Genomic DNA, 15,693 nt, shown 5'->3' on the forward strand with positions numbered 1-15,693 from the left:
GGCTGCCATGCTACACGACATGCCCATGGTGTATTGTAAGAGACACAAACTTATAAGCTACTAAAATGAGTACAGATAAACGCATTATAACCCCTCCCCTGACTGACGATGTTATTAAGACACTGCATGCAGGCGATATGGTCTATATTTCTGGCACTATCTATACCGCCAGAGATGCAGCCCATCTAAGACTGGTAGAGATGCTTAAGGAGGGTAAGCCTATGCCCTTTGACTTCAAAGGGCAAATCGTCTATTATGCTGGACCTGCTCCTGCAAAGCCTGGAGAGCCAATTGGATCGGTAGGACCTACCACTGCTGGTAGAATGGATGCCTACTCCCCTACCCTTATGAAGCAAGGTCTTAAGGCTATGATAGGCAAAGGTCTTCGTAGCCAAGAGGTGATTGATACTCTTAAGTCTGAAACCGGAGTTTATTTTGCTGCCATAGGTGGTGCAGCTGCTTTGATGGGACAAAGAGTAAAGAAAGCTGAAGTGATTGCATTTGATGACCTAGGCCCAGAAGCAATACGTCGCTTAGAAGTTGAAGAACTTCCTGTAATCGTAGCTATTGACTGCCAAGGTAATAACGCATACGAGAAAGGGAGAAGTCAATTTGCCGAATAAGGGGCAGACTAATCAAATTAAAAAAAAGAGAGAGGACCCATAAAAGGTCCTCTCTCTTTTTGCATCCTATTTATGGAGATTGAATAAGATCTCCAGTCCTCCAGATGAATGAATACGCGCTTCTACCTCTCCACCATGTAGTAGGATAGAATTCTTTACGATACTCAATCCTAGGCCAGTACCTCCGCTTTCTCGAGTTCGTCCCTCATCCACACGATAGAATCGCTCAAAGATGCGGCTAAGTTGCTTTTCATCTACTCCCTTACCAGTATCGTAGTAGCTAAAGAAGAGATGATTTTCATCTTGATGATAGCAATTAATCACCATTTCAATCCCCTCTCCGGCATATCTCAAGGAGTTCTCCACCAAGTTTTGGAATATTGAATAGAGGAGTGATTCATTTCCCTTTACCTGAAGATCCTCAGGCAGATTGTTTTGCAATTTATCACCTTTCTCATTGATCTTAGTGAGGAAAGCAACTCTTACCTCCTCCACAATCTGGTGAAGCGAAACTGTACTGAATTCAAATGCCCTAGTAGGCTCATCTAGCTTAGTCAGCAATCCGATATCCTTCATCAAATCACTAAGTCTAAGAGTTTGGTCGTACGCCTTTTCAATAAAGTGCTTTTGTTTATCCTCGGGAAGCTCCATAAAGTTAAGCGTCTCAAGGTACCCTCTTATAGAGGTTAATGGCGTACGTATCTCATGCATAATATTACTGGTCATCTCCTGCTTCAGCTGCCGATTCTTTTCCTGTTCAGTAATATCCTCAATAGTAATTTCAAAACTACCATACTCCGATTTAAGAGCCTTCACCTCGTAAGTCTTCCCCCCTTTAGGGATCAGAATTGATATGTGCTGCTCCTCAGACTTATCCTCAATAAAATGCTTTATCGGTAGCATCAAAGGGTCTTCGATCAGTTCGCCTGCATCAGTAATAGGGTTACTAGCCAGCAAATTGGCATATTGAATAAAGTGAGCATTGGCATATTCTACACTGTGCGCCATATTAAAGAGAGCGATCCCGATATGCGAGAGCTTAAAGTGTTGAATGAGTCTTTCTTTAGCATTTTCAATCTTATGCCTTGCATCCTCTTTTTGTCTTAATATCCTCAAGAGTTGCTCCGACACATCGTCCAACTCAGTCTCCCCCACATCTATATCTTGCTCATAATCGCCATCAGCTATCTGCTTAGTCAGCTTATTGAGCTGCGTCAGCATCCGATCATATCGCTTTGTAAGTAGATATACAAAGAGGGCCATCAACAAAAAGAAAGTGATAGAGACATAGATAAATACTCGGCTCGACTTGAGTTTTTGCTGTAGCTCTAAATCATAAGGAAGCGCTGTGCGGACATAGTGATCGTCATAATAAGTGGCATAGTACAAAAAATCTCTATCCATTGTAGCTGACTTTCGCTTAGCTACACCATGCTTATTAAAGCGCGCTTCTCTTAGCTCTGGTCGTTTATCATGATTTTCCATCCCCGATACATTGCCAGCTTCATTATCCATTAGGACTTTCCCGTCATTGGCAATAATAGTGATCCTTAACTCATCTGGGAGGTCCGATACGAGTGAGTCCAGGTGACCAAGGTCAAAGGATTTACTGATCAGCTCATTATAGCTATCCAACTTTGAGGTAAGTAGATTAAGTCTATACTGTGCCTCACTCCGCTGCTGTACTACCACCAAAGAAGTAGCGAAAAGAGCAGTGACTAAGATAATCCACCCAAATAATCGCCGTGTAAATTTAGTTTGTAACTTCATAATTATAGGTCATTAATTTGCACTAAAGGTATAGCCAAAGCCTACTCTATTCACGATACATCCCGCATATTCTCCGAGCTTCTTGCGTAATCTGGCAATATGCACATCCACAGTACGCTCTAGTACAAGGCTATTATCTGGCCATACACTATCCAAGATTTCAGCTCTTGAAAAGATCCTCCCTTCACTTGTCACGAGCAACTTGAGGATATCATATTCCGTTTTTGTCACTTCAATGACACCTTCAGGCGTAGAGACTTCCATTGCATTCAAATCAATAGTAATTGCCCCTTTATGCAAAATGTCATGGTTCTTTTCACTTGAATTATCTTGCCGGTGGCTATAGGTCCTGCTAAGAACGCTATGTACTCTAGCAATCAACTCCTTAATTGAAAAAGGCTTTTTGATATAATCATCTCCTCCTATCGAAAAGCCTGTCAGCATGTCATTTTCAGTATCCTTGGCAGTGAGGAATATGATTGGGATCTGATTTCCCTGCTTGCGAATATAGTCAGCCATCTTAAAGCCCGACATTCCTCCCATCATCACATCTAGGATAATCAAGCAAAAGGTCTCGTCTAGCATCTCCATAGCCTCCTCTGCTGAGGAAGCGGTGACCACCTCATACCCCTCATACTCTAGATTAAATTGTAGAATATCGGTAATATCCACCTCGTCATCAACGACAAGAATCTTCTTAGCTTTCTCCATCATTAACATGTCTTATATCACTTCCCTTCACCAGATAAATAGTCGACTCAGCTATGTTGGTAGCACTGTCTCCGCATCGCTCCAGATTATGCCCTACTCCCTCTAGGTTAAGCAATACCTGCACATCGTTTTCTTGTAGTTCGACGTGAGAAAAAAGCTTACATAGCAGTGCTCTCAAGCTATGGTACATCTCATCCATTACTTCATCACTACCAATCACCTCCACAGCAGTTTCATACGATTCATTTGTAAAAGACATCACTGCATTTCGCACCATCTGAGTGACATGATCCGTCATCTGAATAATCAAACCTCTCACCTCATAAAGGCGAGTATCACTCATCGGTAATTCTCTCACAAATCTAATGATATTAAGCGTCATATCCCCAATTCGTTCAAGGTTCGTAGTCAGATCCTGATAAGCAATGATCCGTCTGAGGTCCTCCGCTACAGGCGAAAACTTGAATATCGAGAAGGCTACCTCCTCCCTAATTTTCACCTCTAGGCGATCAATAATGATTTCATTTGATAGAGCTTCTTCATAAAGTGCCTGACTTTTCGGTTCATCAAATAGCTGCTTCAAGATAGTCAGCTGCAGTATTGTGTTTTTTGAGATCAGCTCAAATTGATTACGTAGGATCTGCAGCTGCAACTCCTTAATTCTATTAGAATAAAGATTATTCATCATCATAAATGGCAATGATATTAACTAAATACACCTGTTAGATACGCCTCCGTCTCCTTGTGCTTCGGATTCGTAAACATTTGGTCCGTATCACCATACTCAATTAGCTCCCCTAAATACATAAATACTGACTTATCCGACAGTCTAGCAGCCTGACTCATATTGTGCGTCACAATGACAATCGTATACTGCTCCTTAAGCTCCATAATTAGCTCCTCAACCCTATTAGTAGAGATTGGGTCCAAAGCAGATGTCGGCTCATCCATTAAGAGCACTTCAGGCCTCAGAGCAAGAGCTCTAGCAATACAGAGTCTCTGCTGCTGCCCTCCAGAGAGAAAAGAGCCACGCTTCTTCATAGAGTCCTTCACCTCATCCCAAAGAGCTACACTCTCAAGGCTTGTCTGTACGATCTCCTCCTTCTCCTCTTTAGAGAGCTTGATCCCATTCAGCTTATATCCAGCCAATACATTATCCTCAATAGACATCGTTGGGAATGGATTGGGGCGCTGAAATACCATACCAGCTCTACGGCGTGCAATCATCGGATCCATAGCAAGCATATCTTCACCCTCGATAAGGATTTCACCCTCCACCTTAATATCGGGATACAGATCATGCATTCTATTAATAGCCCGTAGCAAGGTACTCTTTCCACAGCCACTTGGTCCCATTATAGCAGTTACGAGGTTTTTGTAAATCGTCAAGTTGACATTCTTAATCGCTTTTTTCTCTGGACTATATGATACTGATAGATCCTTTACCTCTATGATTGGGGACAGCTCTTTATCTGTGGCACAATCTCTTGAAAGCACCTCAGGGGAGACCGGTCTATTCGTTACTTTTATTTCATTCATATTCATCAAAAACTTATATCCTCCATTTTGCTGCCACAGACTTCGCGAGAAGGTTCATTCCTAAGATCAAAAGCAATAGCAAGAGCGACGACGACCAAACTAAGTCAGCCAAAATAGGGTTACTGTAAAACTCCCAAATAAGTAAGCTTATTGCACTCATCGGACGAGTTAAATCAAAGTGGACATAGGTGGCACCAAGAGCGGTCACCATCAGAGGAGCTGTCTCGCCCATTACACGAGATATTGCCAAAAGGATCCCAGTAAAAATACTGCCAAACGCACTAGGGACCACAACGGTAAACATGACCTTCGTATAAGAGCCACCCAAAGCCAGACCCGCCTCTTTTAATGTTCCTGGCACCATCCTCAACCCCTCCTCTGTACTGCGAATAATCATCGGGATCATCATAAACCCTAAGGCAACCCCTCCAGCCACAGCACTATAAGTATGCATAGTTTTAACCACTAGCATATAGACCACAATTCCCCAAACGATACTCGGAACACCTTGTAAAATATCGGTCAGAGTACGAACTACATTGGCAAGCTTAGCATCCTGCTTTTCGGATAAAAAGATACCAGTAAAGAGGCCTAAAGGAATGGAAAGGACTGTCGCAATCAAAAGCATCACAAAGGTCCCTATGATACCATTCAAAATTCCAGAAGGAGTAGACTGAGTAAATAGGTCAATATTGAAATGGCTCCAACCCTTCACCACCAAGTCAATCAATATAGAGAGAAGCGGAATAGCAGTGAGTAGACTAAAGACAATCACTACTATATAAGCTGTTCGGCTAAGTGTCTGTCGCCTCTTTGGACTTCCTGTTCGCTTTGAAATGACGTCAATGCTTTTCATTTATGGATCCCTTGCTATTTTCTATTAATACGATTCACGATTCCCTTTGCGATGAGGTTAATCAGCGCTGTAATCAAAAAGAGCAGAAAACCGATGGCAAAGAGAGCACTCAGCTTTACTCCCGACGCTTCTCCAAATTGATTGGCGATTACACTAGCCATCGTATCACCTGTATCCCTAAGACTTAGCGGTACTCCACTCGTGTTACCGATCAACATGGTGACCGCCATAGTCTCGCCTAAGGCACGCCCAAAAGCTAAAATGTAAGCAGCGAATATACCACTACCCGCTACAGGTACACTAATGTTTCTAATAACCTCTAGCCTAGTGGCCCCCAAGCTATAAGCTCCTTCCTTCAAATCCCTAGGTATCATACCAATAAATTCGGCACTTAGTGAAGAGGCATAAGGGATGATCATGATAGCTAATACAATTGAGGCGAGAAGAACACCAAACCCTTGTGCATTGACATTCAGCATGATCAGAATTGGGCGAACAGTATAAAAGCCCCATAGTCCATACACAATTGAGGGAATACCAGCAAGCAAATCTACTATTGCACTTACTACGGTAGCCACCTTTTTACCCCTAAAGTATTCACCTGTAAATAGTGCCACACTAAGAGAGAAAGGGATGCAGAATAATAGCGCTAGCAATGAAGTAAGCAATGTGCCAGTAATAAAAGGAAGGGCTCCAAACAACTGTGATCGATCCGACCATTCAGTAGAGGTCATAAAATCAATCAGACCAAACTCCTTAATAGCAGGTAAGCTCTCAGAGGTAAGTGCATAGAGGATCCCTCCTGCAATGAGTATCACCCCTACTCCAGATACTAGTAGCAGAAGATCAAATAGCTTATCTCTCATATTAGCCATTAATGCCAAGTGGTCAGTAATTAGAAAAGACTAATACACTGACCACTTTATTTTACTGCTTTATAGTAATATCCTTTACCAATTGACCATCGTAAGTCATGCTATTGATTACATTGATAGCATTCATACGAGCCACTTCAGGCAGAGGAGAGAAGTAGTTTTTTCTAGCACTTGCTACACCTTTATCCCCTACAATGTAGAGCAAGAAATTTTGAAGTGCTTTAGCCTGTTGGATAGTTCTATTATTGTAAGCTTGCTCTTTATAAACTATAATCCAGGTAAATGTGCTGATCGGGTATGCACCTACTTGTGGAGAATTGGAGATGACCATACGCGTATCAGCGGGCATATCAGTGGTATTAGCACTAATAGAAATCGTCTCCATATTGGCCTCCACATATTCACCTCGCGAATTAAGCATCTTGGCAGAAGGGATATCTTGTGCCAATGCATACTCAGACCCTAGATAACCAATAGCACCCACAGTTTGAGAAATCACCCCTGCTACCCCAGGATTACCCTTTGCAGCAATACCTTTACTAAAGTCCACCGATTTTCCCGCTCCGATAGTGGCTCGCCAAGTCTCATCTACTTCGCTCATAAACCCAGTGAATACAGCCGTTGTACCACTGCCTTCGCTACGATAGACTGGGGTAATAGCTTGGTCGGGCAAGTTAATGCCAGGATTTATTGATGCAATCAGAGGATCATTCCAATTGGTCACTTCACCAGTGTATATTTTAGTCACCAATTCAGGAGTCATATTAAGTTGATCAACTTGTGGTAGATTATACCCCATCACCACCCCACCAATACAAGTAGGGATATGCAGTACCTCAGGCATAGCACCCATCTCCTTATCACTCAGAAATACATCGGTCCCGCCAAAGTCTACAGTCAAGTCCTGCAGATTTCGGATACCTGCACCACTACCAGTAGCACCATAGCTTACACGTATGCCATACTCATCACCAAATTGCTTAGTGATGTCTTTATAAAAAAACTCAGGGAATGTGGCGCCTGCTCCACTCAGTGATACCTCTTTATTGCCACACGAACTTGCTAGTAACATCACAAGTATTAGGAGTACACTAGTCTCTACACATCTCTTTAGCTTCATACCATTTTTCTAAAAACAATTGTTATACAAGGGCGAGTGGACTAACTGCCTAACCCTACCACCTATTTCACCGCAAAGGTAGCATATAGTAATTGCAGAGAAATTACGAGCGTGTTACATTCTTGTTACGACAATAGGAGAGAAGAGAATATTGCACGAATTGGCATTCTCACATAGATAAACTGACGATAAAAAAGAATGCTCTCACTAAGAGATTAAAGCAGAGGAGAAAACAGTCTAAATATCGACTGCAAAAATCTTAAACCTATCTTGCGCTTCCTCCACTGATACGAATCAATAGGTACGCAATGAGTTTCAAGATTGCTTTTAATCGATTGCTCCAGCAATTGGGTAAATTGCTCATTATAGATAATAGATGTCAGCTCAAAGTTGAACTCCATGCTTCTAAAGTCCATATTAGCAGAACCAATATAAGAAATCCTACCATCCACTGTCATCAGCTTAGAGTGGTTGAACTCCCCATTAAAACGATGAATCTTCACCCCCGCCTCTAGTAGATTAGCATAATAAGATTGTGAGGCATACTTCACTAGCAGAGCATCACTATTCCAAGGTAGCACCAAGTGCACCTCCACCCCACTCAGTGCAGCACCGATCAACGCTTTATTAAGGCTATCAGTAGGCAAAAAGTAAGGTGTTTCAATATATATGTGCTTCTTAGCCTCATAGATACTTCTACTCCATGCTTGCAAGAGCGTTCTAAACTTATTGGTCGGGCCACTTGAAAAAGTCTGCATCCCCACATTGCGGACTTTAATCGCCGACTGATACGCTACAGAAAGATTAACACTCGGGATCTGTAGCTCTTCAGTAGGATTAAGGTAGTAATCTCTACTAAGAGCGATCTTACTTGCAAATCTCCAATCACTCATAAAGGCAGATGCCAGACCATTCACAGCCATACCAGTTACTCTAAAATGAGTATCCAGCCATCGCCCTTTCTTATTACCTATCGTGTAGTGATCCGCAATATTCATCCCCCCTATATACCCTATATTACCATCAATCACGACTACCTTACGGTGATTACGGTAGTTGATGTCGCTACGAAGAGAAGGCATCACAACCTTCAGAAACTGCCGAAACTCAATCCCAGCATCCGTCATCCGCCTATAGAATGACCTTCTAGCCCTAAAACTTCCCACGTAATCACACATCACACGCACCTTTACCCCCGCCCTAGCCTTTTCAATCAAGGCATCAGCCACACGTGTGCCAGTGTGATCATCAAGAAAGATATAGTACTCCACGTGAATAAATCGGCGGGCATTTCGAATATCCTCAAGTAGCGAATCCACCTTATCCACCCCACTTCTAAAGATCGCTACCTCATCCGCTCTCAAAATTCGAGCACTAGTTTCATACTCAACCATATCCCTAAGGAGTCGATACTCACTTTGCTCAGCGGGTAGCTCTTCAGAGATATTTGATGAGGTAGGAGTACTACTTAGATCAAAGCTATCATACGCATGCTTTTGGATTTTCTTTAGATGCCACTGCTCACGACCAAAGAGTAGATACAATACCACCCCAAGTCCTGGCAATAAGGTCAAGACCAGCACCCAGCTGAGCGCTTTATGAGGGTTGCGATTCTCTAATAGAATGACACAAATCAATCCTATAATGATAAGTACCAGTATTCCACTAAATATGTAGCCCCATGAAATCATAATACCAGCTCTCGATTTTAGTTATGTATTAATTCTTCTAAAGATACCAATATTTTATGATGTACAAAATTATACAAAGGCTTTCCATTTTCAACTCAATATATGAACTCTCTACTATAGCTTCAATAGATGAACAAAGAAGATTTACGATGAAGGGGGGGGGAGAGCGTGGGAAAAACAAGATCCCTCACTTGCCTTTTGTCAAGTGAGGGATCTATAATTATTGTGATACTCTAAGATTAGATTGTACCTAGAACCAATATGCTCACCAAGAGTGATAGGATGGAGTATAGCTCAGGGAAGACAGCCATCACCATAGTTGCGGCGAATACATCGTGACCATCAGCTGTTGCTGCGATACCATTGGCAAGGATACGGCCCTGTCTATTGGCAGAAGCGACTCCTACAATACCAAGAAGCAGTCCAAGGATGAGTATTCCAATCGCAGTTTGGAACGTCATCTCAGGAGTAATCTTACTAACTGCAAAGAAGTAGCCGATAAATCCATAAAGACCCTGTGAAGAGGGAAGAGCAGAAAGACCGATATACTTACCCATTTGGGTAGGGTCTTTGCGCATTGCTCCGATCACCGCTTGACCTGTGTAAAAAAGTCCGTACGCACTACCAATACCGCTGACACCTACCATCATAAAGATGCCGAGGTATGCTAAGATTAAGTTTAATTCCATAAGAAGTTGTTTGTCTTAGTTGTATATAAATTCTTTTGTTGTTTCTCAATTATCCACTTACTCTTCATTTGATTTGATCTCTCGAAGAGGATTGTAAGCTTTTCCCCCTCCTTCGTATTGGGAGTTATTAAAATACTCCACAAATATCAATCGTATAGGGTGTACCAATGCTCCGATGGTGGTCAGTGCAAAATTGATGCCATGACCAATCAGGAGAATAACAGCTCCAATAGGTATTGCTAGGAATATTGGCAAACCAGCAGTGGCCATCCCAGCTAGTTGGTTAAAGACGCCACCTAGCACAGCTCCCGTAAGTCCGATAGCAAATAGGCGGATATAGGAGAGGGTATCTCCCAATAGACCAGTTGCCGCATTGTACGTATCCCACAATCCAGCCCCAAAGTTGACGAATATGTTTTTGCCAGGGCTATTATAGAATAGGACAAGTAGCACACAGATCCCTACAAAGCCATACAGTACATACTCTAGCCACTGAGGTAGGGTAATATCGACCATAGGCAACCCAAAGAGCAACCCTGCAGCAATAATCAGCGTAGGCCATGCATACGAAGAGAGGGCACGCTTAAATCCCACTTGCTTAGTACGCTTGAGTGCTCCGATATACTTAGCAAAGATAATCTGTATCACACCGAGTGCCAGTGAGATCACCATCATATTCTCGGACGAGATGAAGTACTCCTTAATCGAGGCGAGGAAAGGTACTTTGACCAGCTCAATACCGAAGAAAGAGCCACTCAAAAATCCCATTACTAGTCCACCAATTCCTAGCCATTGAATCAGTTCTAGAAGCATCTTCTTGGACTCCTTAGCCTTACGCTTCAAGATGGTAGCCACAATAAAGGTGAGCAAACCATAGCCGGCATCTCCAAAGCAGATACCAAAAAAGATCATAAAGAATGGAGCAATATAGGGAGTTGGGTCGAGCTCTCCATAATTAGGCAGAGAAAATAGCTCCACTATTGGCTCAAAAGCTTTAGCAAAGCGATTATTATGCAACTTGATTGGCACTTCGCTCTCATCACCTACCTCCAGTTCAGTAAAGGCAACGCCACTATCCTGAAGGTTTTGCTCCATCTCCTTAGCAATTCTCTCAGGCACCCACCCTTCAAGGATCACCAACTTATCGCCATAAAGCCGCTCTCCTTGAAGATTGGCATTGCTCATATTGTAAGTGTTAAGCAGCGTTGCCATCTCCTCGTCAAGGACCTCTGGATGATAAGCTAAATACTTTTGGGTATTCTCCAGTAACTGCTTCTTTTCGTGTAGCAATTCCTCATCTCGACTCAGCTGGCTGAGACTCTCCTTTGGCAGTTTCTGAAGATCTGCACCCTCTAATGTAGGAGGTGCCTCTGTAGGAGAAACCGTAACGAAGTATATATATCGCCCTTGGTCAGCTATTTTAATAGCTTGATATGCTTCTTCCCACGCTGGGTCATAGCTATTTTGCTGAGCCACCCAAAAATGGAGGTGATGACCTGACTCACGTAGCTTGGCAATGAGCTTAAGATCAAAGTCGCCCCAGACCTCTAGCTCTTTCTGTTTTTGCTCAACTAACATCAACTGATCGGATAGCTCCTGTAGCTTGTCAAGGGTCTCCTTATAGCTCTCAGTATAGAGGGTATATTCCTCTAGCACCTCCTTAGGGAGCTGGTCGTGAGCAATATCATCTCTCGTCTCCCCTTCTGCTAATGGATGACCATTGCGGAAGGTAGTGAGCCGTTGCTTGAGTTGCTTGATATCCTCCTGCTTCTGTAGATTTTGAGCAAAAGAGGCTATCTCCTTTGGATTGGTACGCTCCTTAATGTGTACCACTCCAAGTGCACGTAGTTGCTTCAGAAAAGATTGGTATTCTGGCTCGTAAACAAAGTAGGAATACCGCTTCATTGTTTCAATCATAGCTCTTCTCCTTTCCTTTCTTTAGCTTTTTCCTCTATATTGGCTCGCATTATCTTTTGTGACGCCTTAGAGAGTGACTCCTCATCCTCTAAGTAGCGCTTGATTTTGCGAATAGCATCTTGGTATCCAGGTATCTGCACCTTCTCAAAGAGATTAACCTTTTGAGTGGTCTTCCTACGAGCATGATCCAGCAAGTCTAGCTTGATGCGTCCGACCTCTGCTTCTATCCCAATAGTCGCCATGGATTTAATGAGCTGTGTCCCCTCCATAAACCACGATGGAGTAGTCAACAGACTAAATGGGTGCACTTCAAAGTCAATCTCTCCAAGCTCTGGTATCTGCACGCCCGCAAATCGCTTGATATGGATTTCCACATCATTCACTTGGACTATAGAGGGATCGAACTCATTCCAAAGGGCTACCATACTATCAAAGCTCTGCATACTCTCCTCCAGTTTCCGCTCCATCGCTTCCACATGGTCTTTGGTTCGCTTCACCTCCATTCGGAGGGCACTCTCCTTACTCTTAATGGTAGGGAGAGCTCTTTCACGAACCTTAAGTTGCTTGCGTTGCTCTTGTAGTGAGGTCTTATTGTATTGAAATTTTATAGCCATTATCTCTATCTCCTAAGAGCTCTTATTGAGCACTATTAGGCCAATACTTATCTACAAACTCTTGGCGGATATTCACCTCGGCAGGTGTAAAGTGCTCTGCAAAGAGTGACCAAGCAGTATCAAGCATCTCAGTAGTATCAATATTGACATCGATAGAAAGCAAATTTCTTGAGTACTCTCGAGCAAAGGCTAGAGCCCGCTGGTCATAATCGGTAAGGTCAAATCCATTCTCCTGCTTTGTCTGTGCATTGGCCGCATCAGCATATAGTCGCACAGAGGCATTCATCACTTGTGGATGATCCTCTCTTGTCTTTTTTCCAATCACCAATTGCTTAAGTCGCGACAAGCTTCTAAATGGGTCTACAATCACCTTACCCACATCGCTATCATGTCTTAGATAGAGCTGCCCCTCAGTGATATATCCAGTGTTATCTGGCACGGCATGGGTAATATCTCCACCTGATAGAGTAGTGACAGCAATAATAGTGATAGAACCACCGTCGGGGAATTGCACCGCTTTCTCGTAGATCTTAGCAAGGTCAGAATAGAGAGAGCCTGGCATAGAGTCCTTGGATGGGATCTGGTCCATCTTATTAGAGACGATTGCCAAGGCATCGGCGTAATTACTCATATCAGTAAGAAGCACCAGTACTTTTTCTTTTTTCTCTACTGCAAAGTACTCAGCAGCAGTCAGAGCCATATCAGGGATCAATAGTCGCTCAACTGATGGATCCTCAGTGGTATTGACGAAACTCACGATACGGTCAAGGGCACCAGCATTTTGGAATGTATTACGGAAGTAGAGGTAGTCATCATTGGTCAGACCCATACCTCCGAGGATGATCTTATCAGATTCCGCACGCATCGCCACAGTAGCCATTACTTGATTGTAAGGCTGGTCGGGGTCGGCAAAGAATGGAATCTTTTGACCCGTCACAAGGGAGTTATTGAGGTCGATACCTGAAATACCAGTAGCGATTAACTCCGAAGGTTGTTCACGTCTAACAGGGTTGACAGATGGGCCACCAATCTCTACTTCACGCCCCTCCACCTCGGGTCCGCCATCGATGGGCTCGCCATAGGCATTGAAGAAACGCCCAGCAAGCTGCTCGCTTACTTTTAGAGCAGGAGCGTGACCTAGAAATATCACCTCAGCATTGGTAGGGATATCTTCTGTTCCTCTAAATATCTGAAGGGTTACCTCATCACCATATATTCGTACCACCTGAGCTAGCTTGCCATTAACAAGAGCCAACTCATCAAATCCGACATCCTTAGCATTGAGGGTACAGGTTGCTTTGGTGATTTTAGTCACCTTGGTATATATCTTCTGAAAAGCTGTTGTTGCCATACTTTTACTATCTCTTTCAAAAAGTTTTACTCTGCTCCCTCTTCACTTTGGTTGGCTACCAATTGGTTCGCCTCCGCCAAGTACTTCTCAAATTGCTCACTCTTATACTCAGAGTAGTTCATCTGCTTCAGCAGGTTGATTAATCGCTTAAAGAAGTCAGAGACCTCTTCAAAGTTGTCAAAGGCAAAGTTCTTAGCACAGATGCCCATCACTAGCCTCATCATAAATCCCTGACGCTCAAGGGGAGTAATCTGGTCGATATCGTCGAATGCATCTTGCTGGTAGATGATAAAGTCAATCAACTCTGACTTCCAGAAGGTCTCGTGGTGGTCTAGTGGCACACCATCATCGCCCAAGATATTGATTTGCTCAGCCACTTCACGACCTCTCAGCATACGTCGTTTTGCCTCTTCTACAAGGTCCAGCCAACCCTCACCAGCACGCTTAGAGATATCCTCTCTAAACTCTGGATACTCAATGTACTTAGAGTAGCTCTCAATCGGATTGACTGCAGGGTAACGCTTACGGTCGGCACGGTCCTGCTCAAGAGCATAGAAGCAACGAGCCACCTTTTGGGTATTCTCCGTCACAGGCTCCTTTAGATTACCGCCCGCAGGGGAAACAGTACCAATAAAGGTGATGGATCCAGTCTTGCCATCATTAAGGTAAACAAAGCCGGCACGTGCATAAAAGTTGGCGATGATAGCCGAAAGGTCCATAGGGAATCCATCAGGTCCCGGAAGCTCCTCTAGTCGATTGGACATCTCACGGAGTGCTTGTGCCCATCGTGAAGTAGAGTCGGCCATAAGAAGTACTTTCAGCCCCATGCTTCTATAATACTCTGCCATGGTCATAGCGGTGTATACTGAAGCCTCACGTGCGGCCACAGGCATATTGGAGGTATTGGCGACGATGATGGTACGCTCCATCAACTTACGACCTGTATGAGGGTCCTCTAGCTCAGGGAACTCCTTAAATATCTCCACCACCTCATTGGCACGCTCACCACAGGCTGCCATAATCACGATATCTGCCTCGGCCTGTTTAGAGATTGCGTGCTGAAGCACCGTCTTTCCTGTACCAAAAGCACCGGGGATAAATCCTGTACCTCCCTCCACAATTGGATTCATGGTATCGATGACACGCACCCCAGTCTCGAGCAGCCTAAAAGGTCTTGGCTTCTCTTGATAGGCATTATTGGCTTTTTTTACTGGCCAACGCTGTACCATCGTCACATCATGGTCGTTGCCATCAGCATCCTGAAGAACAGCAATCACGTGATCTACATTGTACTCCCCTTCGGGGACAATGCTCTTAACGGTGTAGCTCCCTTCAAAAACGAAAGGCACCATAATCTTGTGGGGCTGGAAGTTTTCATCTACCTCCCCTAACCAACTAGCGGCTTCCACACTATCTCCCACTTTGGCAAGTGGCTTAAAAGCCCAAAGCTTCACCCGATCCAGAGGGTCGGTATACTGACCTCGACTCAGGAAGACCCCTTCCATCTTATCGAGGTCATTTTGAAGACCATCATAATTCTTAGATAGCATACCTGGACCTAGCTGTACTTCCAACATATGTTGCTCGAAAGTAGCTATATCACCCACACGCATACCACGCGTGCTCTCAAATACTTGCACAATGGCATGATTTCCCTCCACCTTAATTACCTCTGCCATCAGGTCACGCCCTTTCACTGTCACGTAGCAGATCTCATTTTGTGCTACTGGGCCGTCTGCGAGGATGGTCACGAGGTTGGAGACCACTCCTATCACCTTGCCGGTTGTTTTCATTTGTATCTTGTGTTTATTTATCTATCAACTTTCGTGTGTGTGCTTTACATCTATTCTCTTCGCCTTAGCTACCTGCTTAAGTTCCCTTTTGAAGTCCTGCATCTCCTCTCTAAATTCACCATTAAGAGTGGCTACAATAGTCTT

General features: G+C 43.7%; 15 protein-coding genes (1 of these 15 running past the window's edge). 1 reads left to right on the plus strand and 14 read right to left on the minus strand.

Going from position 1 to position 15,693, the window contains the following annotated elements; translation table 11 throughout:
* Positions 1 to 65 precede the first annotated feature (65 nt).
* Positions 66 to 623, plus strand: a complete 558-nt coding sequence (locus tag QVO39_RS06740; protein WP_018029173.1) for a Fe-S-containing hydro-lyase — start codon at positions 66 to 68, stop codon at positions 621 to 623.
* A 66-nt stretch (positions 624 to 689) separates the two neighbouring features.
* Here the strand turns inward: QVO39_RS06740 and phoR are convergent, their stop codons facing one another.
* From phoR to QVO39_RS06810, 14 genes are all read right to left on the minus strand, one after another.
* Positions 690 to 2,393, minus strand: a complete 1,704-nt coding sequence (phoR, locus tag QVO39_RS06745) for a sensor histidine kinase (RefSeq protein ID WP_018027977.1) — start codon at positions 2,391 to 2,393, stop codon at positions 690 to 692.
* A gap of 12 nt (positions 2,394 to 2,405) precedes the next feature.
* Positions 2,406 to 3,107, minus strand: coding sequence for a two-component system response regulator PhoB (gene phoB, locus QVO39_RS06750; protein WP_288171890.1), 702 nt, complete (start codon positions 3,105 to 3,107; stop codon positions 2,406 to 2,408).
* A complete protein-coding gene (locus QVO39_RS06755) occupies positions 3,091 to 3,795 on the minus strand; it encodes a phosphate signaling complex PhoU family protein (protein ID WP_021903537.1) in 705 nt (234 codons plus the stop codon). Before QVO39_RS06755 ends, phoB begins: the two co-directional genes overlap by 17 nt.
* A gap of 14 nt (positions 3,796 to 3,809) precedes the next feature.
* The gene (gene pstB, locus QVO39_RS06760; RefSeq protein ID WP_021903538.1) at positions 3,810 to 4,649 is read right to left on the minus strand and encodes a phosphate ABC transporter ATP-binding protein PstB; all 840 of its coding nucleotides are present in this window, start codon (positions 4,647 to 4,649) and stop codon (positions 3,810 to 3,812) included.
* 7 nt (positions 4,650 to 4,656) lie between these two features.
* Positions 4,657 to 5,499: a phosphate ABC transporter permease PstA gene (gene pstA / locus QVO39_RS06765; protein ID WP_021903539.1), complete on the minus strand. Its 843-nt coding sequence runs from the start codon at positions 5,497 to 5,499 to the stop codon at positions 4,657 to 4,659.
* Between the two features lie 14 nt (positions 5,500 to 5,513).
* A complete protein-coding gene (gene pstC / locus QVO39_RS06770; protein ID WP_021903540.1) occupies positions 5,514 to 6,365 on the minus strand; it encodes a phosphate ABC transporter permease subunit PstC in 852 nt (283 codons plus the stop codon).
* A 61-nt stretch (positions 6,366 to 6,426) separates the two neighbouring features.
* Positions 6,427 to 7,494: a phosphate ABC transporter substrate-binding protein PstS gene (gene pstS / locus QVO39_RS06775; protein WP_021903541.1), complete on the minus strand. Its 1,068-nt coding sequence runs from the start codon at positions 7,492 to 7,494 to the stop codon at positions 6,427 to 6,429.
* 215 nt (positions 7,495 to 7,709) lie between these two features.
* Positions 7,710 to 9,185, minus strand: a complete 1,476-nt coding sequence (gene cls, locus QVO39_RS06780; protein WP_018027984.1) for a cardiolipin synthase — start codon at positions 9,183 to 9,185, stop codon at positions 7,710 to 7,712.
* Positions 9,186 to 9,424: 239 nt separating this feature from the next.
* Positions 9,425 to 9,874, minus strand: coding sequence for an ATP synthase subunit C-like protein (locus QVO39_RS06785; RefSeq protein WP_021903543.1), 450 nt, complete (start codon positions 9,872 to 9,874; stop codon positions 9,425 to 9,427).
* A gap of 57 nt (positions 9,875 to 9,931) precedes the next feature.
* Positions 9,932 to 11,791 carry a V-type ATP synthase subunit I gene (locus QVO39_RS06790; RefSeq protein ID WP_021903544.1) on the minus strand — a complete coding sequence of 620 codons (1,860 nt, stop codon included), beginning with the start codon at positions 11,789 to 11,791 and terminating at the stop codon, positions 9,932 to 9,934.
* Positions 11,788 to 12,405: a V-type ATP synthase subunit D gene (locus tag QVO39_RS06795; protein ID WP_018027987.1), complete on the minus strand. Its 618-nt coding sequence runs from the start codon at positions 12,403 to 12,405 to the stop codon at positions 11,788 to 11,790. Before QVO39_RS06795 ends, QVO39_RS06790 begins: the two co-directional genes overlap by 4 nt.
* A gap of 22 nt (positions 12,406 to 12,427) precedes the next feature.
* On the minus strand, positions 12,428 to 13,756 hold the full coding sequence (locus tag QVO39_RS06800) for a V-type ATP synthase subunit B (RefSeq protein ID WP_018027988.1): 1,329 nt from the start codon (positions 13,754 to 13,756) through the stop codon (positions 12,428 to 12,430).
* 26 nt (positions 13,757 to 13,782) lie between these two features.
* Positions 13,783 to 15,549, minus strand: coding sequence for a V-type ATP synthase subunit A (locus tag QVO39_RS06805; protein WP_021903545.1), 1,767 nt, complete (start codon positions 15,547 to 15,549; stop codon positions 13,783 to 13,785).
* 131 nt (positions 15,550 to 15,680) lie between these two features.
* Positions 15,681 to 15,693, minus strand: the 3' end of a protein-coding gene (locus tag QVO39_RS06810) for a DUF2764 family protein (protein WP_021903546.1). The gene runs 881 nt beyond the window's last position; the window shows 13 of its 894 coding nt (coding positions 882-894); its start codon lies off the right edge, out of view; the stop codon is at positions 15,681 to 15,683.

Origin of the sequence: Porphyromonas sp. CAG:1061 (genome assembly GCF_000435035.1) — a bacterium.
In the GTDB taxonomy this organism is placed as follows: domain Bacteria; phylum Bacteroidota; class Bacteroidia; order Bacteroidales; family Porphyromonadaceae; genus Porphyromonas_A; species Porphyromonas_A somerae.

Bases quoted from the DNA above. Each gene is read 5' to 3' on its own strand.
- QVO39_RS06800 (WP_018027988.1), bottom strand. From the start codon at position 13,756: ATGGCAACAACAGCTTTTCAGAAGATATATACCAAGGTGACTAAAATC.
- QVO39_RS06785 (WP_021903543.1), bottom strand. From the start codon at position 9,874: ATGGAATTAAACTTAATCTTAGCATACCTCGGCATCTTTATGATGGTA.
- QVO39_RS06790 (WP_021903544.1), bottom strand. From the start codon at position 11,791: ATGATTGAAACAATGAAGCGGTATTCCTACTTTGTTTACGAGCCAGAA.
- cls (WP_018027984.1), bottom strand. From the start codon at position 9,185: ATGATTTCATGGGGCTACATATTTAGTGGAATACTGGTACTTATCATT.
- pstB (WP_021903538.1), bottom strand. From the start codon at position 4,649: ATGAATATGAATGAAATAAAAGTAACGAATAGACCGGTCTCCCCTGAG.
- QVO39_RS06740 (WP_018029173.1), top strand. From the start codon at position 66: ATGAGTACAGATAAACGCATTATAACCCCTCCCCTGACTGACGATGTT.
- QVO39_RS06805 (WP_021903545.1), bottom strand. From the start codon at position 15,549: ATGAAAACAACCGGCAAGGTGATAGGAGTGGTCTCCAACCTCGTGACC.
- phoB (WP_288171890.1), bottom strand. From the start codon at position 3,107: ATGATGGAGAAAGCTAAGAAGATTCTTGTCGTTGATGACGAGGTGGAT.
- phoR (WP_018027977.1), bottom strand. From the start codon at position 2,393: ATGAAGTTACAAACTAAATTTACACGGCGATTATTTGGGTGGATTATC.
- pstC (WP_021903540.1), bottom strand. From the start codon at position 6,365: ATGAGAGATAAGCTATTTGATCTTCTGCTACTAGTATCTGGAGTAGGG.
- QVO39_RS06755 (WP_021903537.1), bottom strand. From the start codon at position 3,795: ATGATGATGAATAATCTTTATTCTAATAGAATTAAGGAGTTGCAGCTG.
- pstA (WP_021903539.1), bottom strand. From the start codon at position 5,499: ATGAAAAGCATTGACGTCATTTCAAAGCGAACAGGAAGTCCAAAGAGG.
- QVO39_RS06795 (WP_018027987.1), bottom strand. From the start codon at position 12,405: ATGGCTATAAAATTTCAATACAATAAGACCTCACTACAAGAGCAACGC.
- pstS (WP_021903541.1), bottom strand. From the start codon at position 7,494: ATGAAGCTAAAGAGATGTGTAGAGACTAGTGTACTCCTAATACTTGTG.